We start from the raw sequence: 21,612 nt of genomic DNA on the forward strand, positions 1-21,612 counted from the left end.
GCTGGCTTCGGCGCGCCTGTTTCATGGGCTGCGGGTGGTGCAAGTGGTATGTATGGGTAGTTGACATGAGGAATGTGCACCTATGGCGTTGAACCTGCACTGGACCTGGGCCCGCTTCGATGACCTCGGCGTGCATGCGCTGCACGACGCGCTGGCTCTGCGCTGCAAGGTCTTCATCCTGGAGCAGGGCCCCTACCAGGACCCGGACGGGGCCGACAAGCAATCCTGGCACCTGCTGGGCTACGATGGTGCCGGTGCGCTGCTGGCCTGCCTGCGCGTGGTGGACCCGGGCGTGAACTACCCCGAGCCTTCCATCGGCCGTGTGGTGACCGCGAAGGAAGCCCGTGGCGACGGTACCGGGCGGCTGTTGATGCAGGAGGGCCTGGCCCGCTGTGCGCAGGCGTGGCCGGGCCACAGCGTGCGCATCAGTGCCCAGGCGCACCTGCAGCGTTTTTATGGCAGCCTGGGTTTCGTGGCGGTGTCGGACGAGTACCTTGAGGACGACATCCCCCATATCGAAATGCTGTGGAGTGCACCATGACCCCTCTGTCCGCCACGGTTTCCACCACGCACACGGTCTTCAACCAGAGTGCACCGCTCTCGGATGTGAACCTGTTCACCAGCAACCGGCCGCTGCAGGATGCCGTGGCCTTGCATGCCCCGGCGCTGGACCGCAGCGCGCTCACGGCCCTGGGCGCCGATATGGGCTCGGCCACGATGCAGGAGCACGCGCGCCTGGCCAACACCCACAAGCCCGAACTGCACACGCACGACCGCGTGGGCCGCCGCACCGATACGGTGGAGTTCCACCCCAGCTACCACGCGCTGATCGGTGCGGCGCTGCGCCACGGCCTGCACGCCACGCCCTGGTCGCGCACGGGTGCGGGCGCCGCGCACGCGCATGTGGAGCGCGCAGCGGGCTTCATGCTCTTCACCGAGACCGAGCCCTCGGTGCTGTGCCCCGTCTCGATGAGCTATGCCGTCACCCCGGCGCTGCGCGGCAACCCCGCGGTGTGGGCCGACTGGAATGCCGGCCTGGCCAGCACCCGCTACGACCCGCGCCTGGCGCTGTTCTCGCAGAAGTCCGCGCTCACCATGGGCATGGGTATGACCGAGAAGCAGGGCGGCTCGGACGTGCGCGCCAACACCACGCAGGCCGTGGCCGACGGCAGCGACGCCTGGGGCGCACGCTACCGGCTCACGGGCCACAAGTGGTTCTTCTCGGCCCCCATGTGCGATGCCTTCCTGGTGCTGGCCCAGGCGCCGGGCGGGCTCACCTGCTTTTTCCTGCCCAGGGTGCTTCCTGGCGATGGCGCAGAGGGCACGCTCAATGCCATCCGTATCCAGCGGCTCAAGGACAAGCTCGGAAACCATGCCAATGCCAGCTCCGAAGTGGAGTTCATCGACGCCACGGCCTGGCGCGTTGGCGAAGAAGGGCGCGGCGTGGCCCAGATCCTCGAGATGGGCACCATGACGCGCCTGGACTGCGCGCTGGGCACCAGCGGCCTCATGCGCCAGGCGCTGTCGCTGGCGCTGCACCACACGCGCCAGCGCATGGCGTTTGGCAAGAAGCTGATCGAGCAGCCGCTGATGCGCAATGTGCTGGCCGACCTGGCGCTGGAGAGCGAGGCCGCCACGGCCCTGTCCATCCGCCTGGCCAGTGCCTTCGACAAGAAAGACTCCGACCCGCACGAGGCCGTGATGGCGCGCCTGCTCACGCCCGTGGCCAAGTTCTGGGTCTGCAAGCGCGGCAGCGCCTTTGCGCAGGAGGCCATGGAATGCCTGGGCGGCAATGGCTACGTGGAGGAGGGCGGCGAAGGCACCATGGCCCGCATCTACCGCGAGATGCCGCTCAATTCCATATGGGAAGGCGCGGGCAACATCATGGCGCTGGACCTGCTGCGCGCCGTGCGCCGCGCTGATACGGCCGCCGCCCTGGCCGACGAACTGGCCCCCGCACGCGGCGCCCATCCGGCGCTGGACCGCATGGCCAGCGCGCTGCCGCTGCGCGTGGACGCCATGACCACCGAGGCCGAGGCCCGGCGTCTGGCGCAGGATGTGGCCCTGGCCGTGCAGGCGGCATTGCTGTACCGCAGTGCGCCCGCCAGCGTGTTCGGCGCCTTCTGCGCATCGCGCCTGGGCGGCGACTGGGGCTACAGCTTCGGCACCCTGGGCGCGGGCGTGGATTTCGATGCGCTGCTGGACCGCGCGCTGCCTGCCTGACCCTCACCAAACAACCCTTGCATTGCTGGAGAACCCCCGATGACCACGCCCCTTATCCTGCACCATTACCCATCGTCCCCCTTCTCGGAAAAGATCCGTCTGGCTCTGGGCTACAAGCAGCTGGCCTGGAAGTCCGTGATCATTCCCAGCATCGCGCCCAAGCCCGACGTGGTGGCCCTCACGGGCGGCTACCGCAAGACGCCGTTCCTGCAGATCGGCGCCGACATCTACTGCGACTCGGCCCTGATCTGCGACGTGCTCGAGCATGTGCAGCCCGAGCCGGTGCTCTACCCGCCGCACCTCAAGGGCGTGGCGCGCGTGTTCGCGCAGTGGGCCGACACCACGCTGTTCTGGGCCGCCATGGCCTACAACCTGCAGCCCAAGGGCGCGTCGGCCATGTTCGCCAACCTGCCCCCTGCCGCAGCCCAGGCCTTTGGCGAAGACCGCCGCGAGATGAGCGCGGGCATGCAGCGGCTGCGCCCGGCCGATGCCACGGGAGCCTACCGCTCGTACCTGCGGCGCATCGCGCACATGGCCGAAGAGCATGACTTTCTGTTCGGCGCCGAGCCCTGCCTGGCCGACTTTGCCGCCTACCACCCGCTGTGGTTCACGCGCCAGTGCGTGCCGGTGATGGCCGACATCTTCAGCGCCACGCCCGCCGTGCTCGAATGGATGGACCGCGTGGCGGCGCTGGGCCATGGCCGCATGGAAAAGCTCACGTCCGAAGACGCCATCACCGTGGCTGCGGGGCTGGACCCGCTGCCGCTGGCCGACGACCTGTTCCAGGACGACCACGGCATTGCCCTGGGCAGCCTGGTGACGATTGCCGCCGAAAGCTTCGGCACCGAACCCACGGAGGGCGAGCTGATCGCCGCCACCCGCACCCGCTACACCCTGCGCCGCACCGACCCGCGTGCCGGCACGCTGCACGTGCACTTCCCCCGGATTGGCTATACATTGCGAAAGGCCGAGAAACCCACATGATCGACGACTTCAAAGGCAAGACGGCCGTTCTCACCGGCGCGGGCTCGGGCTTCGGCCTCGAATGCGCGCGCATCGGCGCGCGCCTGGGCATGAATTTGGTGCTGGTGGACGTGCAGCAGGACGCCCTCGACGCAGCCTCTGCCGAGGCGCAAGATGCTGGAGCCCAGGTGCTGGCGCGCAAGGTGGACGTGTCCGACGCCGCGCAGATGGAGCAACTGGCGGTGGATGTGGAGCAGCGCTTCGGCGCGCCGCACCTGGTTTTCAACAACGCCGGCGTGGGCGCGGGCGGTCTGGTGTGGGAGAACTCCCTGAAGGACTGGGAATGGGTGCTGGGCGTGAACCTCTGGGGTGTGGTGCACGGTGTGCGCCTGTTCACCCCCATGATGCTCGCCGCCGCCAAGAAAGACCCGGCCTGGCGCGGCCACATCGTCAACACGGCCAGCATGGCCGGCCTGCTCGATGCGCCCAACATGGGCATCTACAACGTGAGCAAGCACGCGGTGGTGAGCCTGTCCGAAACCCTGTACCAGGACCTGGCCCTGGTGACCGACCAGGTCAGCGCCAGCGTGCTGTGCCCCTTCTTCGTGCCCACCGGCATCGCCCAGAGCCACCGCAACCGCCCCGGCGAACTGCCGGCCGGCAAGCCCACCCGCAGCCAGCTCATTGGCCAGGCCATGAGCGACAAGGCCGTGGGCAGCGGCAAGGTGACGGCGGCCGAAGTGGCGCAAAAGGTGTTCGACGCGGCTGCGGCCGGCCAGTTCTACATCTACAGCCACCCCAAGGCGATTGCCTCGGTGCAGACGCGCATGGAAGACATCATGCTGGGGCGCAACCCCACCGATCCCTTCGCGGGCAAGCCCGAGATCGGCGAGCAACTCAAGGCCGCCTTGCGTGCAGACTGAAAAACGCGGGCCTGCAGTGGCCCAGGGCTTCGCGCTGTTTGCCACGGCGGTGGGGCACTGCGGCCTGGCCTGGAATGGCCCCCTGCTGGTCGGTGTGCAACTGCCCGAGGACGCGGGCGAGGCGCACACCCGTGCGCGCATGCAGCGGCGCTTTCCGGGCGCGCCTGAGTCCGCGATGCCACCCGAAGTGGCCACCTGGGCGGCCCGCGTGGTGGCTTTGCTCGCAGGCGCGCACGACGATCTGCTCGACGTGCCCTTGGCCACCGAGGGCGTACCGCCCTTCAATGCGCGCGTGTACGAACTGGCCCGGCGCATACCGCCCGGCAAGACCAAGACCTATGGCGAAATGGCCGCCGCGCTGGGCGAACCCGGCGCCGCACGCGCCGTGGGCCAGGCGCTGGGCCACAACCCGTTTGCGCCGGTGGTGCCCTGCCACCGCATCCTCGCCGCAGGCGGCAAGACCGGCGGCTTCTCGGCTGGCGGGGGTGCCGCCACCAAGATGCGCATGCTGGAGATCGAGGGCGCGTTTGCCCACGACACGCTGGCTTTGTTCGCGCCGCGCCACTAACCCCGTTTCTTCAACAGAGCCGACCCGCCGCTCGCCATGGCCAGCTCGTGCGTGGTGTTCAAGAGGGCCGGGCCCAGGGCCTGCATGCGCTCAGGCGTCAGGCGCACCAGCGGGCCGGCAATCGTCACCACCCCGATCACCGTGCCGTTGCCCCGGCGGATGGGCGCGGCCATGGCCGTCATGGCCGGCGCAAACACCTCCACGATGGTGCTGAAACCCTGCTGGCGCGCCGTGCGCAGGTAGGCCAGCAGCGCCTTCACCGTGGTGGGCGCGTTCGGGCCATAGTCCTCGGGCTGGCCAAAGCCCTGGCGCGCAACCAGGGCCAGCGCCTCCTCGTCGCTCATGGTGGACAGCCAGGCATGGCCGGCCGAGCTGCATGAGAGGTTGACCGACAGGCCCATGTCCGGGTCGTAGCGCAGGCCGCGCATGGCCCCCTGCGCCTTGGCCACGAAGGTCAGTTCGTCCCCATCGACCACCGCCAGGCGCACCAGCTCCCCGGATTCGGCGGCCAGCCGGTCCAGCAGCGGCTGGGCGATGTCCACCACGCCCGTGGCGCTCAGAAAGCCCAGGCCCAGCGACACCAGCTTGATGGTCAGCATGTAGTTGCCCTGGCTGTGGTCCTGGCGCACGTAGCCACAGCGCACCAGCTCGGCCAGCAGGCGGTGGGTGGCGCTCAGCGGCATGTCGAGCTCCGAGGCCAGGCTCGACAGGGCCTTGCCCTCGGGGTGCGGGGCCAGGTGCTCCAGGACTTTGAAACTGCGCTCGAGGATGCTGCTCATGGCGGGTCTCTTTCGGTGATCGTCTTTGTACTGTCGTCAATGTACCAAAAATTGTTAAAGGGTTTCTACTATGGAAAGTGTTTCCACTTTTTAACTACCATCAATCCCCATGGCGCAACCGGTCTTCCGGCTGCATGTCCCTGGTTCGACTTTTGATGGAGATGTCCCGTGAAAAAAACTGCTTGCATACTGGCGGCCGCCGGCCTGTCCCTGTTGATGGCGCTGCCCGCCGCCGCTCAGCAGGAGCGCGTGATCCGCTTCGGCCACCTGAACAACGCCGACCATCCCGTGAGCTTTGGCGTCAAGCGCTTTGGCGAGCTGCTGGCCGCCAAGAGCGGCGGCAAGATGAAGGTCATGGAGTTCCCCGCTTCGCAACTGGGCAATGAGATGCAGCAGCAGTCGGCCCTGCAGGGCGGCGTGCAGCAGATGTCGGCACCGGCCACCACCTCGCTGGCCGGCATCGTCAAGGAATTCGGGCTGGTGGACTTTCCGTTCGCCGTGGCCAGCTTCGCCCAGGCCGATGCGCTGCTCGACGGCCCACTGGGCCAGGCGCTGATCGCCAAGCTGCCCGAAAAGGGCCTGGTCGCCCTGGGTTACTGGGACCTGGGCTTTCGCAACGTGACGAACAGCAAGCGTGCCATCACCAAGGCCGATGACTTCGACGGCCTCAAATTGCGCGTGATCCCAAACCCCGTGTTCCTGGAGACCTTCAAGGCCTTCAAGGCCAACCCCGTGCCCATGCCGTTTGCCGAGCTCTATGGCGCGCTGGAAGCCAAGGCGGTCGATGGCCAGGAGAACCCCTATGCGGTGATCCTGTCGAACAAGATGTTCGAGGTGCAGAAGTACGTGAGCGCCACCAACCACGTCTATGCCGCCAACATCGTGCTGGTGAGCAAGAAGTTCTGGGACCAGCTCACGCCCGCCGAACAGAAGATGATGAACGACGCCGCCAACGAGGCGCGCGGCTACCAGCGCCAGGTGAGCCGCGCCGCGGCCCAGAAGTCGGTGGGCGACCTGCAGGCCAAGGGCATGGCCTACAACGAGATCGCACCCGCTGAACTGGCGCGCATGCAGCAGATCGCCAAGCCGGTGATCGAGAAGTTCGCGGCCACCTACGACCCGGCCATCGTGAAGCTCTACAACGACGAACTGGCCCGCATCCGCAAGTAAGACATTCGGCGCGAACACCCATGAAAATCCTCGTCCTCCACGGCCCCAACCTGAACCTGTTCGGGCGCCGCGAACCCCACATCTACGGCACCACCACGCTGGCGCAGATCAACGAGCGCCTGCAGACGCTCGCAACCGAGCTCGGCGTGGAACTCGACATCCTGCAGTCCAACCACGAAGGCGCGTTGATCGACTTCCTGCACGAGCACATCGACGCGGCGCAGGGCGCGCTCGTGAACCCTGCGGGCCTCACACAGCATGGTGTGCCGCTGCACGACGCGATCAAGGCCATGCCCTTCCCGGTGATCGAGGTGCACATGTCCAACATCGCCGCGCGCGAGGCCTGGCGCGCGCATTCGATCATCTCGCCAGCGGTCAAGGCCACGGTGCAGGGCTTTGGCCCGCATTCCTACCTGGCAGCGCTGCGCTCGCTGGTGGAAAGCCTGCGCGAAGCCGCCCAGACGGCCTGAGTCCCGTTCCGCCATCACAGGAAATACAACATGAATCGATGGATGGACCGCGCCTGCCGCGTGCTGGAGGCGGTGATTGCCGCCATGCTGGCGCTGATGGTGGTGCTGGTGTTCGGCAACGTGGTGCTGCGCTATGGCTTCAACTCCGGCATCACCGTGTCGGAAGAAGTGTCGCGCTGGCTTTTCATCTGGATGACCTTCCTCGGGGCCATCGTCGCACTGCGCGAGCATGGCCACCTGGGGGTGGACATGGTGGTGCAGCGCCTGCCCGCGCTGGGCAAGAAGATCTGCCTGGCGCTGGGCCACATGGTGATGCTCTACATCGTCTGGCTGCTGTTCCAGGGCAGCCTGGCGCAGGCGCGCATCAACTGGGACGTGACGGCTCCGACCACGGGCGCGTCCATGGCGATCGTCTACAGCGCGGGCCTGGTGTTCGCGGTGTGCGCGGCGCTGATCCTGGCCATCGACCTGTACAAGCTGCTCAGCGGCCAGATCGCCGACGAGGACCTGGTGATGGTGCAGGAATCGGAAGAAGCCGTGCAACTGCAGCAGATCCTCGGCTCTTCTGCCCAGGCGCCAGCCGGCAGTGCGCCCTCGGGCCACGGAGGTGCGAAGCCATGACCATCGTCGTCTTTGTCGGCGCGCTGCTGCTGGCCATGGCCATGGGCATTCCGATCGCGTTCTCGCTGCTGGCCAGCGGCGTCGCGCTGATGTGGCACCTGGACCTGTTCGACGCGCAGATCCTCGCGCAGAACCTGATCGGCGGGGCCGACAGCTTTCCGCTGCTGGCCGTGCCCTTCTTCATGTTGGCGGGCGAGATCATGAACGTCGGCGGGCTGTCGCGCCGCATCGTGGACTTCGCCCTGGCCCTGGTGGGCCACGTCAAGGGCGGCCTGGGCTACGTGACCATCATGGCCGGCTGCCTGCTGTCGGCCCTGTCGGCCCTGTCGGGGTCGGCCGTGGCCGATGCGGCGGCACTCACGGCGCTTCTCCTGCCCATGATGGTCAAGGCCGGGCACGACAAGTCGCGCGCCGGCGGGCTGATCGCGGCCACCGGCGTCGTCGGCCCGGTGATCCCGCCGAGCATCGGCCTGGTGATCTTCGGGGTTGCGGCCAACGTGTCCATCTCCAAGCTGTTCCTGGCGGCCATCGTGCCGGGCATCCTGATCGGTGCCGCGCTGTGGCTGACCTGGGCCTTCCTGGTGCGGCGCGAGAAGATCGTGCCGCCGCCGCGCAAGTCGGCCGCAGAGATCCTCACGGCCCTGCGCAAGGCCCTCTGGGCGTTGATGCTGCCGGTGATCATTCTGGTGGGCCTGCGCATGGGGGTGTTCACGCCCACCGAGGCGGCCGTGGTGGCGGCGGTGTACGCGCTCTTCGTCTCGGCGGTGATCTACCGCGAGATAAGCTGGCGCGACCTGTACGGCATCTTCGTCGCTGCGGCCAAGACCAGCGCCATCGTGATGTTCCTGATCGCGGCCGCCATGGTGAGCGCCTGGCTCATCACCGTGGCCGACCTGCCGTCCAAGGTGGTGGGGCTGCTGCAGCCCTTCATGGACAACAAGATTTTGCTGATGGCGGCCATCATGGTGCTGGTGATGGCGGTGGGGACCGCGATGGACATGACGCCCACCATCCTGATCCTCACCCCGGTGCTGATGCCGGTGGTGAATGCGGCGGGGATCGACCCGGTCTACTTCGGCGTGATGTTCATCATCAACAACTCCATCGGGCTCGTGACGCCGCCCGTGGGCACGGTGCTCAACGTGGTCGCGGGGGTGGGCAGGATGTCGATGGACGACGTGACCAAGGGCGTGGTGCCCTTCATGATCGCCGAGTTCGCCGTCATGTTCCTCATGGTGATCTTCCCGTGGCTGGTGACCTGGCCTGCCAAGTTCTTCCACGGGTGATCTTCAAGTCATCAATCGGTAGCCCACGGCTGTTTCGGTCAGCAGGTGGCGCGGCTGGGCCGGGTCGGGTTCGAGCTTCTGGCGCAGGTGGCCCATGTAGATGCGCAGGTAGTGGCTCTGCTCGGTGTGCGAAGGGCCCCACACCTCGCGCAGCAACTGGCGGTGGGTGAGCACGCGCCCGGCGTTGGCCACCAGCACCGACAGCAGCCGGTACTCGATGGGCGTGAGGTGTACCTCCTGCCCGGCACGCCGTACCAGGCGCGCCTTGCGGTCCACGGCCACCTCGCCGAAGCTGAAGGTGGTGTCCTCCTCTTCGGACGTCCCCGTGGCGCGTGGCCGGCGCAGGTTGGCGCGCACGCGCGCCATGAGCTCGCCCACGCCGAAGGGCTTGGTCAGGTAGTCGTCGGCACCGGCGTCCAGCGCGGCGATCTTGTCGGCCTCGTCGATGCGCGCCGACAGCACGATCACCGCCACGGTGGACCACTGGCGCACGTCGCGGATCAGCGTGAGGCCGTCGCCGTCCGGCAGGCCCAGGTCCAGCACCAGCAGGTCGGGCTTGCGCGTGCCGGCCTCGGTCAGGCCGCGCTGCAGGGTGTCGGCCTCGTGCACCTGCCAGCCCTCGGCTTCGAGCGCACCGCGCACGAAGCGGCGGATCTGGGGCTCGTCTTCGATCACGACGGCAACGGGGGCTAGGCTGGCCATGCGGGGGCTTCTTTCAGGGGTGGAGGAGGCCTGCGGGGCAGGCGCAGCATGAATTCTGCCCCACCGCCATCGGCATTGCGGGCTTCGATCTGGCCCTGGTGGGCATCCACGATGGCCTTGCAGATGGCCAGGCCCAGGCCCACGCCTGGCGTGGCCGATTCGGCCTGCCCGCGCGTGAACTTCTCGAACAGCAGGGCGGCATCGCCCTGCATGCCCTGCGGCAGGCCGGGGCCGTGGTCGCGCACGCTCAGCACCAGGGCCTCGGGTTGCGCATGGGCCTGTACGCTGATGGGTGGGGCACCGTATTTGGCCGCGTTCTCCAGCAGGTTCACGAGCACGCGCTCGATCAGCACGGCGTCGAACTCCACCAGGGGCAGGTCGGCCGGGATGCGTGCCTGCACCTCGCGCCCTGCGAGGGCCGGGCCGGAGGCACGGATGGCGCTGCCCACCACTTCTTCCGTGGACTGCCAGTCCATGCGCAGGTGCACGGCACCGCTTTGCAGGCGTGCCATCTCCAGGAGGTTGTTGACCAGGGTGTTGAGCTCGCGCGACTGCGCCACCATGGCGGCGGCGGCGCTGGCCTGGTGCGCGGGCAGGGGCGGCATGGCGTCGCGCAGCGACTCGGCCAGGCCGATCAGGCTGGTCAACGGCGTGCGCACGTCGTGCGATATCGCCGCGAGCAGGGCATTGCGCAGCCGCTCGGACTCCATCTCCACCACGGCGCCCTGCGCCACCTCCACGTAGTGCACGCGCTCCAGCGCAATCGCGATCTGGCGCGCCAGGGTATCGAGCTGCTTGGCCTGTTCGGGGATCAGCAGCCAGCGCGGCTGGGCGGGTTGGAGCGCCAGCACGCCGCGCACGCGCATCGGTGCCTGCAGCGGAACGTAGTGCCAGCTGTGCGCGGCCAGCGTGGTCGTGGCCAGGCCCGCGGGCTGGGCATTGCGCATGCACCAGTCCGCGACGGAGGCATCGAAGCCTTCGGGCGCGGGGTCGGGCAGCACCAACTGGTCGCGTGCATCGGTGGGCAGCACCACGGCCTGACCGCCGAAGTTGCGTTCGGTGGCGGTGCGGCCCAGCTCCACCACCTGCGAGGCCATGAGCGCGGCCGACAGGTCGCGCGTGAGCTCGAACAGCGATTGCGCACGCTGCTCGCGGCTGGCCGCGATGCGCGCCTGGAAGCGCAGCCCCGCCGTGAGCTGCCCGATGAGCAGGCCCACGGCCAGCATGACGGCGAAGGTGAAGAAATACTGCACATCGCTCACGGCGAACGAAAACCGCGGCGGCACGAAGAACAGGTCGAACGCCGCCACGTTGAGCACGGCCGAGAGTGCGGCCGGCCCGCGCCCCTGGCGCACGGCGACCAGCACCACCCCCATGAGGAACAGCATGACGATGTTGGCCAGCTCGAAATAGCCATGCAAAGGCGCTGCCAGTGCCGTGGCCATCACACTGGCGGCCACGGCCCAGGCATAGCGTCGCCAGCCTGGCTGCAGGCCGGCATCAGGCTCTTCGCCGTCTGCCTGGCGCAGGGTCTGGGCAAGGCGCCGGGTGCTCGGGGTGTGGCCCACCTCCATCACGTCCAGGGCCGGCGCCAGGGTGGCCAGCTTCTGGGTCATGCCCACCTGCCACGGCCAGCGGCGGCGCGCTTCGGCGCGGCGGCCCACGATCAGGGTCGCGCAGTTGAGCGCCTGGGCATGCGCCACCAGGGCTGCGGGCAGGTCATGCCCGGTGAGCACGGCGGTCTGCGCGCCCAGGTCGCCTGCGAGCTGCAGCACGGCCAGGATGCGGTCGCGCTCGGCCGCAGCCAAGCGCTGCAGGCGCGGCGTTTCCACATAGGCCGCATGCCAGCGCACGTTGAGCTGGCCCGCCAGCCGCGCGGCCGTGCGCACCGTCTGCTCGGCGCCCGCCTGCGGACCGATGCAGGCGAGGATGGCGCCATCGGTGTTCCATGCCGGGGTGATGGACTGCTCGATGCGGTAGCTGCGCACATCGTCCTCGACATGCTCGGCCGTGCGCCGCAGCGCCATCTCGCGCAGCGCGATCAGGTTGCCCTTGCGAAAGAAGTTCTGCGCCGCGCGCTCGGCCTGGGGCGCCAGGTAGACCTTGCCGGCCTTCAGGCGCAGCAGCAGCTCGTCGGGCGTCACGTCCACCAGCACCACCTCGTCGGCGCTGTCGAGCACGGTGTCGGGCACGGTCTCGTGCACGCGGATGCCGGTGATGGCGCCCACCACGCCGTTCAGGCTTTCGAGGTGCTGCACGTTGAGCGTGGTCCAGACGTCGATGCCGGCGTCCAGCAGCTCGCGCACGTCCTGCCAGCGCTTGGGGTGGCGTGAGCCTTCCACATTGGAGTGGGCGAGTTCGTCCACCAGCAGCACCGCAGGCTTTGCTGCCAGCGCGGCATCCAGGTCGAACTCGGGCAGGGTGCGGTCCCGGTACGGCACTTCGCGCGGTGGCAGGCGCGGCAGGCCCTGGAGCAGCTCGGCTGTCTCGCTGCGGCCATGCGTTTCCACCACACCGGCGAGCACCTGGGTGCCTGCGCGGTGGGCGCGCTGGGCGGCGCTGAGCATGGCGTAGGTCTTGCCCACGCCGGCATTGGCGCCAAAGTACACGCGCAGCCGGCCGCTCGCCGCCTGCTGGGCGTCGCGCTGGATACTTTCCAGGAGTTCGTCGGGGTCGGGTCGGCTGTCGCTGTGCAAGGCCATCAAGGTTCCTGGGATGTGTTTGTGGGCGGCCGCCTGCCGCGTGGCCGGCGTGCCACCAGCAGCCAGGCCAGCGCCAGCGGGACCAGCAGCACGGCCACTGCGCACAGCGCAGCGAGCACATCATTGCCTGCCATGGCTCAGCGCAATGCGTCCAGCGCCAGGTTCAACTGCAGCACGTTGATGCGCGCTTCGCCCACGAAACCCAGCCATGGTAGCTCTACCTGTGATTCCACGAGGGCCGCCACCTTGTCGGCGCTCACGCCCTTGGCCGTAGCCACGCGTGCCACCTGGTAGCGTGCGGCGGCGGGGCTGATGTGAGGATCGAGCCCGCTGGCCGAGGCGGTGACCAGGTCCACGGGCACCGGCGCGGTGTTGCCGGGGTCGGCTTCGCGCAGGGCGGCGATGCGGGCGCTGACGGCGTCCTTGAGCGCCGGGTTCAGCGGCCCCTGGTTGGAGCCACCCGAGGCACTGGCGTTGTAGGGCATGGGCGCGGTGGCCGAGGGCCGGCCCCAGAAATGCCCGGGTGCGGTGAAGTTCTGGCCGATGAGCTCGGAACCCACGGCCGCGCCATTTTTCACTACCAGGCTGCCATTGGCCTGGTGCGGGAAGGCGGCTTGCGCAATGCCGGTGACGACCATCGGGTAGATCACGCCCGTCGCCAGCGTGAGCGCGGCGAACAGGACCAGAGTGGGGCGAAGAATATTGTTCATGGAGAAATGTCCTTGGGTGTTCAGACCAGGCCCATGGCCGAGAGCAGCAGGTCGATGGCCTTGATGCCGATGAAGGGCACGATGAGCCCGCCCAGCCCGTAGATGGCCAGGTTGCGGCGCAGCAAGGCAGCGGCCCCCACGGCGCGGTAGCGCACACCCTTGAGCGCCAGCGGAATCAGAAACACGATGACCAGGGCGTTGAAGATCACGGCGGCCAGGATGGCCGACTGCGGGCTGGTCAGCTGCATCACGTTGAGCGCCGCCAGTTGTGGGTAGGTGCTCACGAAGATCGCCGGGATGATGGCGAAGTACTTGGCCACGTCGTTGGCGATGGAGAAGGTGGTGAGCGAGCCGCGCGTCATGAGCAGTGCCTTGCCGGTCTCCACCACTTCCAAGAGCTTGGTGGGGTTGGAGTCCAGGTCCACCATGTTGCCGGCCTCCTTCGCGGCCTGCGTGCCCGAGCCCATGGCCACGGCCACGTCGGCCTGGGCCAGGGCGGGTGCGTCGTTGGTGCCGTCGCCGGTCATGGCCACCAGCCGGCCTTCGGCCTGGTACTGGCGGATCAGCGCCAGCTTGGCCTCGGGCGTGGCCTCGGCGAGGAAGTCGTCCACGCCGGCCTCGGCGGCAATGGCGGCGGCCGTGAGCTTGTTGTCGCCGGTCACCATCACGGTCTTGATGCCCATGCGGCGCAGCTGCGCAAAGCGCTCGCGGATGCCGGTCTTGACGATGTCCTTGAGTTCCACCACGCCCAGCACCCGGCTGCCGTCGGCCACGGCCAGCGGCGTGCTGCCGCGGCGTGCCACCTCGTCGGCGGCGCGCAGCACCTCGGCGGGCATGTGGGCGCCCAGGGCCTCCACATGGCGGCGCACGGCGTCCACCGCGCCCTTGCGCAGCTGGCGCACGCTGCCGTCCACCTGGGCGATGTCCACCCCGCTCATGCGCGTCTGGGCCGTGAAGGCAACCGGGGTGACACTGCCGGCCGGCGCATCCACCGTGCCGCTGGCCTGCACCAGCGCCACGATGCTGCGGCCCTCGGGCGTTTCGTCAGCGGCGGATGCCTGGGCCGCGCAGGTGCCCAGCTGGGCCTGCGTGACGCCCGGTGCGGGCAGCAGGGCGCTGGCCTGGCGGTTGCCGTGGGTGATGGTGCCGGTCTTGTCCAGCAGCAGCACGTCCACGTCGCCCGCGGCCTCCACGGCGCGGCCCGAAGTGGCGATCACGTTGGCCTGCATCATGCGGCTCATGCCGGCCACGCCCACGGCCGACAGCAGGCCGCCGATGGTGGTCGGGATCAGGCACACCAGCAGCGACACCAGGGCCGTGAGGCTCACCACGGTGCCGGCCTGGGCGGCCTTCACGCTGTAGAGCGAGTAGGGCAGCAGGGTGACCGTGACCACCAGGAAAACGATGGTCAGCGCCACCAGCAGGATGTTGAGCGCAATCTCGTTGGGCGTCTTCTGGCGCTTGGCGCCCTCGACCATGCTGATCATGCGGTCCAGGAACGAATCCCCGGGGTTCACGGCCACGCGCACCACCAGCCAGTCCGACAGCACGCGCGTGCCGCCGGTGACCGAGGAGAAGTCGCCGCCCGATTCGCGCACCACGGGAGCCGACTCGCCGGTGATGGCCGATTCGTCCACCGAGGCCACGCCTTCGATGACCTCGCCGTCCATGGGCACCATGTCGCCGGCCTCGACCAGCACCACGTCGCCCTTGCGCAGGTTCTCGGCCTGCTCGGGCAGCCAGGTGCCGCCGTGGCGGGGCTCCTTGAGCTTCTTGGCCCAGTTGCTCTTCTTCAAGGTGCGCAGCGATGCGGCCTGGGCCTTGCTGCGGCCTTCGGCCAGGGCCTCGGCGAAGTTGGCGAAGAGCACGGTGAACCACAGCCACACGGCCACCGCGAGCACGAAGCCGGCGCCCTGGTCACCCTGGCCACCCAGGGCGTTGAGCCACAGCAGCGTGGTCAGGATGCTGCCGATGTAGACCACGAACATCACCGGGTTGCGCCATTGCACGCGTGGGTTGAGCTTGGTGAAGGCGGCACGCAGGGCGGGCAGCATGAGGGCCTTGTCCATCAAGGCCAGGGCAGGGGTTGCTTGCATGGCAGGGGTACCAATGGGGGTGGAAGGGGCAGGGTTGCGCGGGGCGTTCATGGGGCCACTCCCAGCATCAGGTGCTCGACCACGGGCCCCAGGGCCAATGCCGGCACGTAGTTGAGCAGGCCGACCAGCAGCACAGTGCCGATCAGCAGCACCACGAACAGCGGGCCGTGGGTAGGCATGGTGCCGGCCGTCACCGGCAGGCGCTTCTTGCGCGCCAGGGCGCCAGCAATCGCCAGCACCGGCACGATCACCGCGAACCGGCCCAGCCACATGGCCACGCCCAGCAGCATGTTGTAGAACGGCGTGTTGGCCGACAGGCCCGCGAAGGCGCTGCCGTTGTTGTTGGCCGCCGAGCTCAGCGCATACAGCACCTCGCTGAAGCCGTGCGGGCCGGCCTGCACCATGCCGGCGGTGCCGGAGGTGGTGGACACCGCGATGGCCGTGCCCAGCAGCACCAGCAGCGGAGTCGCCAGGATGGCCAGCGAGGCCAGCTTCATCTCGTGCGCCTCGATCTTCTTGCCCAGGTACTCGGGCGTGCGGCCGATCATCAACCCGGCGATGAACACCGCCAGGATGGCGAAGACCAGCATACCGTACAGGCCGGAGCCGACGCCGCCAAACACCACTTCGCCCAATTGCATGAGCACCATGGGCACCATGCCGCCCAGCGGCGTGAGGGAGTCATGCATCGCGACCACGGCACCGCACGAAGCGGCTGTCGTGACCACGGCGAACAGGCCCGAGGCGGTGATGCCAAAGCGTGTCTCCTTGCCTTCCATGTTGCCGCCGGCCTGCGCCACGCTGGCCGCCTGGTCCACGCCCAGCTGCGCGAACATCGGGTTGCCCGCCTGCTCTGCCGGCATGATGGCCAGCACCGCAGCCACGAACAGCGCGGTCATGGCCGCCAGCACCGCCAGGCCCTGGCGCTGGTCGCCCACGCTGCGTCCAAAGGCGAAGCACAGCGCGGCCGGGATCAGAAAGATGGCCAGCATCTGCGCCAGGTTGGTCCAGGCCGTGGGGTTCTCGAACGGGTGGGCCGAGTTGGCGTTGAAGAAGCCGCCACCATTGGTACCCAGCATCTTGATCGCCTCTTGCGAGGCCACCGGGCCCATGGCCAGGGTCTGCGTGGGTGTGGTCAGCGCCTGCAGCACGGGCTGGCCCTGGGCATTGAGCAGCGGCGCACCCTGGCCGTCCAAGGCCGGCTGCTGGTAGCTGGTGGATTCGAGGGTGGCCACGTCGGTGTAGGCATTGAAATTCTGCACCACGCCGCTGCCGGCGAGGAACAGGGCCAGCACCAGTGACAGCGGCAGCAGCAGCCACACGGTGATGCGCGTGATGTCCACCCAGAAGTTGCCCAACACGGCGCTGGAGCGGGCGGTAAAGCCCCGGATCAGCGCGAACGCCACGGCGATGCCGGTGGCGGCCGAGAAGAAGTTCTGGCCGGCCAGCGCCACCATCTGCGTGAGGTAGCTCATGGTGGCTTCACCCCCGTAGCCCTGCCAGTTGGTGTTGGACACGAAGCTGATCGCGGTGTTGAACGACGAATCGGCCGACACGGCGGGCATGGCCTGCGGGTTCAGGGGCAGCAGGCCCTGCAGGCGCTGCACGGCGTAAACGAAGAGCAGGCCGGTACCATTGAACACCAGCAGGCACAGGGCATAGCGCGACCAGCCCATACCTTGTTGCGGGTCCACACCTGCCAGGCGGTACAGGCCGGATTCGGCCTTTTGCATCCAGGCCGGGGGCGTGCCGGTGGCGAGCACGGCCACCCAGCGGCCCAGCGGCCAGGCCATGAGCACCAGCAGTACGAGAAAAGAGCCCAGCAGGGCCCAGGCAGCGGCGGTCATCAGAATTGCTCCGCGCAGATCAGGGCGTACACCAGGTACGCGAGCAGCAGCACCGCGATCAGGCCGCTGAGCCCATACAGCAGTTCAACGGCGATCATGCGCGCTCTCCTGCGGGTTTTTGTTCCAGGCGGCTGCAGCCGCGCACGAGCAGCAGGACCAGGCCCCACAGGCCGGCGGCTGCCGCGATATAGACGAAATCCATGGTTTGCTTCTCCATTTGGGCAATGGGAGAAGTCTCGGGATCCGCGCGTAAAAACAGGGCACAGACTGCGGGCCGTGCCGTAAAAAAAGCGTAAAGAGAAGGCTCGGCGTGGCGCCGGGCGGTGCCCGCCGTGCCGTCAGTCGGTGTGCGTGCGCACCAGGCGGATGTGGAGTTTGCTGAACTTGGCCGCGTCGCTGCGGATGTCGCCGGTCGCCAGGTCCACGGCAAAGCGCTGGTTCACGCGCGTGGTGTCCAGGCTCTCGCCGCCCTGGCCCTGGCGCTGGGCCTTTTCCACATTGCCGTAGTTGTACTGGTTGCCCGCCAGGCCCCCCTTGACGTTGGCGTTGACCGCCCAGTACCAGCCCGAGGGCGCGGCCGGGAACAGCCGCGCATCGAGCCCCGGCGTGGGGCCCGACTTGTCCACCAGCCGGCGCAGTTCGGCGGCGCGCGGCAGCCGCCAGGGCAGGCCCTCGGCCTTCCAGCGGGCATTGGCATGGGCCAGGGCCTGGGCATGGTCGATCTCCAGCGGCGTGCCGGTGCAGGTGGTGCCGGTCCACTGCATGCCCTCGACGCAGCGCGGCCAGGCCAGCCTGGCGCGCGTGTCGATCACGAGGCTGCCATCAGCCGAGAGCACCAGGGCAGCGGCAGGCTCGGTGTTCGGTGCCTGCGCCAGGCTGGGCAGGGGGGCGATCAGGCAGGCCAGCACCAGCGATGCGGTGCGGCCCGTCCGTGTGTTGGGGATGTGCGTCATACCGGCAATGTTCGCATGGGAGTGCGTGCAGTATGCATGGCTGCCCTGGGTGCGGGGTGCTAAAGTGCGTCGCGCGCCACCCGGAACATGGACTGGGGGCCGTGCGGACCCGCATGGCGGTGCACCGCATGTTTTTTCAGGATGCCCTGACGAGGAACCCGCACGCATGCGACCGGATCGCCAGCCCCTCATCCGCCAACTGTTCGACGACTACATCGCGCTGTACTCCACGCGCGACGAGCGCCTGATCGGGCGCCTGAGCACCCAGTTCAGCGGCTACGCCAGCCGCAGCGACCACCTCGTGCACACCCGCAGCGAGTGGGTGGCCGCCATCCTGCAGGACTTTGCCCTGGTGCCGCAGCACATGCGCATCGAGGTGCTCGACCTGTGCCTGCAGGACCTGGCCGAGGACGTGGTCTCGGCCACGGCGCTGGTGCACGTGCGTGGCCCCGATGCGGGCGAGACCCCGGCCGGCCAGGTGCCTGTGGCGCGCCTGGTGCTGGTGTTCCGCCTGGAAGGCGCGGAGTGGAAGATCGTGCACAGCGGCACCTCGGTGCCCTCGGGCCCCTTGCCGCAGGGGAGCTCTGCCGCCATGGTGCGCCTGCAGAACGACCACCGCGTGCTGCAGGCCCAGTTGCAGGAGAGTTCCCGGGCCCTGGCCGAGGCGCAGCAGCGCATCGACGCCATGGACCGCACCGACAGCCTCACCGGCCTGGGCAACCGGCGCCAGTTCGACCACGTGCTGCAGCAGGCCTGGGAGCGCGCGCAGCGCGCCGCCACCCCGCTGGCGCTGGTGCTGCTGGAGGTGGATGCGCTGCGCCACTTCATGGACCGCCATGGCCACCTGGCGGGCGATGCCTGCCTGCAGACCCTGGCCGTCACGCTCACCCAGATCGTGCAGGAGCGCCCAGGCGGCCTGGTGGCGCGGTTCGCGGGCGATGCCTTTGCCCTGCTGCTGCCGGGCGCGACTTTCGATGAGGCCCACAGCCTGGCGCAGGGCGCCGTGGTCGCCGTGCGCTCGCTGGCACTGCCCCACGAGGGCTCGGCCCTGGGCCGGCTCAGCCTGGGTGGTGGGGTGGCCGCGCTGGTGCCTGTGCGCGACCAGCGCGCCGACGAACTGGTGCGCGCCGCCAGCAGCGCCCTGGCCCGGGCACGGCAGGCCGGCGGCAACCAGGTCGAGCCACAGGTCGACTGATCAGTTCTCTTACCTCGAAACGGTCCAGTCTGCCGATAAGGGATTTTCCGGGTGCCCGCGACAATGGCAGGCTATGCATTTTTCCCGCTTCTTCAAGATGGCCCTGATCCTGGGCCTGCTCTCGGCCATCGGCCCGTTTGCCATCGACATGTATTTGCCCGCGCTGCCCGAGATCGGGGCCAGCCTGGGGGCGTCCGTGGGGGCCGTTCAGTGGAGCCTCACGGCGTTCTTTCTGTCGCTGGGCGCGGGCCAGTTGTTCTACGGCCCGGTATCGGACATGGTGGGGCGCAAGCCGCCGCTGTACTTCGGCCTGGCCTTGTTCACCCTGGCCAGCGTGGGCTGCGCGCTGGCCACCGACATCGAGACCCTGATCGCCCTGCGCTTCGTGCAGGGCCTGGGCGCGGCGGCGGGCATGGCCATTCCGCGCGCCGTGGTGCGCGACCTGCACACGGGCACCGATGCGGCGCGGCTCATGTCACTGTTGATGCTGGTGTTCAGCGTCTCGCCCATCCTGGCACCCCTGGCGGGCAGCGGCGTGATCGCCCTGGCCGGCTGGCGTGGCGTGTTCTGGGTGGTGGCGGTGGCGGCCGTGGCCGGCCTGGCGCTGGTGTACGGCAGCCTGGGCGAAACACGTCCTGCATCGGACCGCGTGGAGAGCAGCCTGGGCGGGGCCCTGGGTGCCTACGGATTACTGCTGCGCGACTGGCACTACCTGGGCCTGGTGTTCATCGGCGGTTGCGCCATGGCGGGCTTCTTCGTGTACCTGGCAGGCTCGCCCTTCGTGCTCATCAACCACTATGGCCTGACGCCTACGCAGTACAGCCTGGCGTTCTCGGTGAATGCGGCAGCCTTCATCGGCACCTCGCAGTTCACGGCCACGCTGGGCGAGCGCTTTGGCCTGGTGCGCCTGGTCAAGGCCGCCGCCACGGGCTCGGGCGTGGTCATGGTGGCGATGCTCAGCTACTACCTGCTCGGCGGTGATGAACTCGCTGTGCTGATCGGCCTGTACTTCGTGGCCAGCGCGCTGATGGGGCTGGTGATTCCCACCACCTCGGTGCTGGCGCTGGAAAAGCACGGCGCCATTGCGGGCACGGCCTCGGCCCTGCTCGGCACGCTGCAGATGCTCACGGGCGCTGCCGCCATGGGCATCGTGGGCCTGTTCGCCAACGGCAAGCCGCTGCCCATGGTGATCGGCATGGCCACGGGCGCGCTGGTGGGCGTGGCGCTGGCCTGGATCACGCTTGCGGGCCACAGCGACCAGTCGGTGGCCGCAGCCAGCGCCTGATCTCCGTCAGGCCTTCTTGCGGGCCGGGGGCTGTGCGGCCACCCGGTCTGCCAGTGCGTGGATTGTGATGGGGGCAGAGCCCTCGGCGTGGTTGCTGATGCAGACGTAGGCGTTCTGCCCGGCACCGGTCACGCCGGCGATCAGCCGCGCCAGCTCCTCGCGGTTCTGTTGGTCGGGGTGGTGCAGCCTGTCGAAGGGCTCGTAGAGCTTTTCGGCCTCTTCATACCCATAGGGGCCGTGCACCGGGTTCAGCATCCAGCGGCAGACCAGCGGGCCGGGCCACAGCGCGCGCAGCATGTGCAATTGGTCGGCCAGCGGCGGCATCTTGGGGTGCAGGTCGATGCAGTAGGTGGCGTCCGCCTCGCGCAGCACGGCCGCGAAGTCGAGGGCCATCCAGTGCGAGCTGATCCATTCGGGGTCGCGTACCTCCACCGCCAGGATGCCGTCGGGCGCGATGGGCGCCAGCTTGGGCTGCGCCAGCAGCATGGCGCGCAGGCGCTGCAGCACCTCGGGCAGGCGGTCGAGCTGGTCCATGGGCAGGGGGCTGAGCTGGAACACCAGCGCCCCGATCTTGTGGCCCAGGCCCTGCAGCGCGGGCTCCACGAACTCGGTGCGTGCCAGGTCGGCATTCAGAAAGGCGGGGTTGGGCTCGCGGCCCCGGCCATCTTCGCTGCGCACCAGCGCATCGGTCACCAGGCTCGGGGCCTTGACCACGAAGCGGAAGTCGTCGGGCACCTGGCTGGCGTAGCGCTCGTACTGGCTCACCGTGAGAGGGCGGTAGAAACTGCGGTCGATGCTCACCGTGCGCAGCAGCGGGTGTTGGGCATAGATGGGCAGGCCGTTCTTGGAGAGCTGCGCCGGTGAATGCTCGCCCTCCCAGACCAGGCCCTTCCAGCCCGGGTAGGTCCAGGTGGAGGTACCCAGGCGCAGGTGGGGCGACAGGCTGGCGGCCAGGGCGTGCGTGGCGTCGTCCTGCGGCTGCGCGCTGACGCCCAGGCCTTTCTTGCGTGCGGGCGGGGCAGGGGACTTCTCATCCTGCACGGCGGCGGGCGCTGCGGGTGGTGGCGGCGGTGGCTCAGGCGGGCCACCGAACAGATCGTCCTGCATGCCCATGGCGCC

20 protein-coding genes are annotated in these 21,612 nt (G+C 68.7%); 11 read left to right on the forward strand and 9 right to left on the reverse strand.

The annotated features are described in order from the left end of the window. Positions 1-82 precede the first annotated feature (82 nt). From ASE31_RS27945 to ASE31_RS27965, 5 genes are read left to right on the forward strand one after another with little or no spacing between them, the layout of a single operon-like run. Positions 83-541 (forward strand): GNAT family N-acetyltransferase, encoded by a 459-nt coding sequence (locus tag ASE31_RS27945; protein ID WP_057205975.1) that lies wholly within the window; start codon positions 83-85, stop codon positions 539-541. Further along, positions 538-2,223: an isovaleryl-CoA dehydrogenase gene (locus ASE31_RS27950; RefSeq protein WP_057205977.1), complete on the forward strand. Its 1,686-nt coding sequence runs from the start codon at positions 538-540 to the stop codon at positions 2,221-2,223. The genes ASE31_RS27945 and ASE31_RS27950 overlap by 4 nt, the downstream gene beginning before the upstream one ends. Positions 2,224-2,262: 39 nt before the next feature. Continuing rightward, entirely contained in the window at positions 2,263-3,207 is a 945-nt protein-coding gene (locus ASE31_RS27955) for a glutathione S-transferase family protein (RefSeq protein ID WP_057205979.1), read from the forward strand. Continuing rightward, a complete protein-coding gene (locus ASE31_RS27960) occupies positions 3,204-4,109 on the forward strand; it encodes an SDR family oxidoreductase (protein ID WP_057205984.1) in 906 nt (301 codons plus the stop codon). Before ASE31_RS27955 ends, ASE31_RS27960 begins: the two co-directional genes overlap by 4 nt. Further along, the gene (locus ASE31_RS27965; RefSeq protein WP_057205986.1) at positions 4,099-4,677 is read left to right on the forward strand and encodes a methylated-DNA--[protein]-cysteine S-methyltransferase; all 579 of its coding nucleotides are present in this window, start codon (positions 4,099-4,101) and stop codon (positions 4,675-4,677) included. Before ASE31_RS27960 ends, ASE31_RS27965 begins: the two co-directional genes overlap by 11 nt. Here ASE31_RS27965 and ASE31_RS27970 read toward each other — a convergent pair. Next, positions 4,674-5,456 (reverse strand): IclR family transcriptional regulator, encoded by a 783-nt coding sequence (locus ASE31_RS27970; protein WP_057205988.1) that lies wholly within the window; start codon positions 5,454-5,456, stop codon positions 4,674-4,676. The two genes, ASE31_RS27965 and ASE31_RS27970, sit on opposite strands and share 4 nt — an antisense overlap. 216 nt (positions 5,457-5,672) lie before the next feature. Here ASE31_RS27970 and ASE31_RS27975 point away from each other — a divergent pair, with 216 nt between their 5' ends. From ASE31_RS27975 to ASE31_RS27990, 4 genes are read left to right on the forward strand one after another with little or no spacing between them, the layout of a single operon-like run. After that, positions 5,673-6,626, forward strand: coding sequence for a TRAP transporter substrate-binding protein (locus ASE31_RS27975; protein ID WP_057205990.1), 954 nt, complete (start codon positions 5,673-5,675; stop codon positions 6,624-6,626). Positions 6,627-6,646: 20 nt separating this feature from the next. After that, positions 6,647-7,096 carry a type II 3-dehydroquinate dehydratase gene (locus ASE31_RS27980; RefSeq protein WP_057205991.1) on the forward strand — a complete coding sequence of 150 codons (450 nt, stop codon included), beginning with the start codon at positions 6,647-6,649 and terminating at the stop codon, positions 7,094-7,096. 30 nt (positions 7,097-7,126) lie between these two features. Further along, positions 7,127-7,717 carry a TRAP transporter small permease gene (locus ASE31_RS27985; RefSeq protein WP_057205996.1) on the forward strand — a complete coding sequence of 197 codons (591 nt, stop codon included), beginning with the start codon at positions 7,127-7,129 and terminating at the stop codon, positions 7,715-7,717. Next, the gene (locus ASE31_RS27990) at positions 7,714-9,003 is read left to right on the forward strand and encodes a TRAP transporter large permease (RefSeq protein WP_057205997.1); all 1,290 of its coding nucleotides are present in this window, start codon (positions 7,714-7,716) and stop codon (positions 9,001-9,003) included. Before ASE31_RS27985 ends, ASE31_RS27990 begins: the two co-directional genes overlap by 4 nt. 3 nt (positions 9,004-9,006) lie before the next feature. Here the strand turns inward: ASE31_RS27990 and kdpE are convergent, their stop codons facing one another. The 7 genes from kdpE to ASE31_RS28025 form a co-directional block, all read right to left on the reverse strand. Next, complete coding sequence (kdpE, locus tag ASE31_RS27995) at positions 9,007-9,705, reverse strand: two-component system response regulator KdpE (RefSeq protein WP_057205999.1); 699 nt, start codon at positions 9,703-9,705, stop codon at positions 9,007-9,009. After that, complete coding sequence (locus tag ASE31_RS28000; protein ID WP_200961175.1) at positions 9,693-12,407, reverse strand: DUF4118 domain-containing protein; 2,715 nt, start codon at positions 12,405-12,407, stop codon at positions 9,693-9,695. The genes kdpE and ASE31_RS28000 overlap by 13 nt, the downstream gene beginning before the upstream one ends. Positions 12,408-12,544: 137 nt before the next feature. Then, a complete protein-coding gene (gene kdpC, locus ASE31_RS28005; protein ID WP_057206001.1) occupies positions 12,545-13,117 on the reverse strand; it encodes a potassium-transporting ATPase subunit KdpC in 573 nt (190 codons plus the stop codon). A gap of 20 nt (positions 13,118-13,137) precedes the next feature. Further along, positions 13,138-15,213: a potassium-transporting ATPase subunit KdpB gene (gene kdpB, locus ASE31_RS28010; RefSeq protein ID WP_157412688.1), complete on the reverse strand. Its 2,076-nt coding sequence runs from the start codon at positions 15,211-15,213 to the stop codon at positions 13,138-13,140. 47 nt (positions 15,214-15,260) lie between these two features. Then, on the reverse strand, positions 15,261-17,060 hold the full coding sequence (gene kdpA / locus ASE31_RS28015; protein ID WP_057206006.1) for a potassium-transporting ATPase subunit KdpA: 1,800 nt from the start codon (positions 17,058-17,060) through the stop codon (positions 15,261-15,263). Continuing rightward, entirely contained in the window at positions 17,060-17,158 is a 99-nt protein-coding gene (kdpF, locus tag ASE31_RS28020) for a K(+)-transporting ATPase subunit F (RefSeq protein ID WP_057206008.1), read from the reverse strand. Before kdpF ends, kdpA begins: the two co-directional genes overlap by 1 nt. Positions 17,159-17,398: 240 nt before the next feature. Beyond that, positions 17,399-18,013 carry a DUF1566 domain-containing protein gene (locus ASE31_RS28025; protein ID WP_057206010.1) on the reverse strand — a complete coding sequence of 205 codons (615 nt, stop codon included), beginning with the start codon at positions 18,011-18,013 and terminating at the stop codon, positions 17,399-17,401. 166 nt (positions 18,014-18,179) lie between these two features. Here ASE31_RS28025 and ASE31_RS31315 point away from each other — a divergent pair, with 166 nt between their 5' ends. Together ASE31_RS31315 and ASE31_RS28035 are read left to right on the forward strand one after the other, a co-directional pair. Beyond that, positions 18,180-19,208, forward strand: a complete 1,029-nt coding sequence (locus tag ASE31_RS31315) for a diguanylate cyclase domain-containing protein (protein WP_057206012.1) — start codon at positions 18,180-18,182, stop codon at positions 19,206-19,208. A 73-nt stretch (positions 19,209-19,281) separates the two neighbouring features. Continuing rightward, on the forward strand, positions 19,282-20,493 hold the full coding sequence (locus tag ASE31_RS28035; protein ID WP_057206014.1) for a multidrug effflux MFS transporter: 1,212 nt from the start codon (positions 19,282-19,284) through the stop codon (positions 20,491-20,493). Between the two features lie 6 nt (positions 20,494-20,499). Here ASE31_RS28035 and ASE31_RS28040 read toward each other — a convergent pair whose 3' ends face one another. After that, the gene (locus tag ASE31_RS28040; protein WP_057206242.1) at positions 20,500-21,600 is read right to left on the reverse strand and encodes a DUF72 domain-containing protein; all 1,101 of its coding nucleotides are present in this window, start codon (positions 21,598-21,600) and stop codon (positions 20,500-20,502) included. Between the last annotated feature and the right edge of the window lie 12 nt (positions 21,601-21,612).

It is taken from the genome of Acidovorax sp. Root217 (genome assembly GCF_001428645.1).
GTDB lineage: Bacteria > Pseudomonadota > Gammaproteobacteria > Burkholderiales > Burkholderiaceae_C > Acidovorax.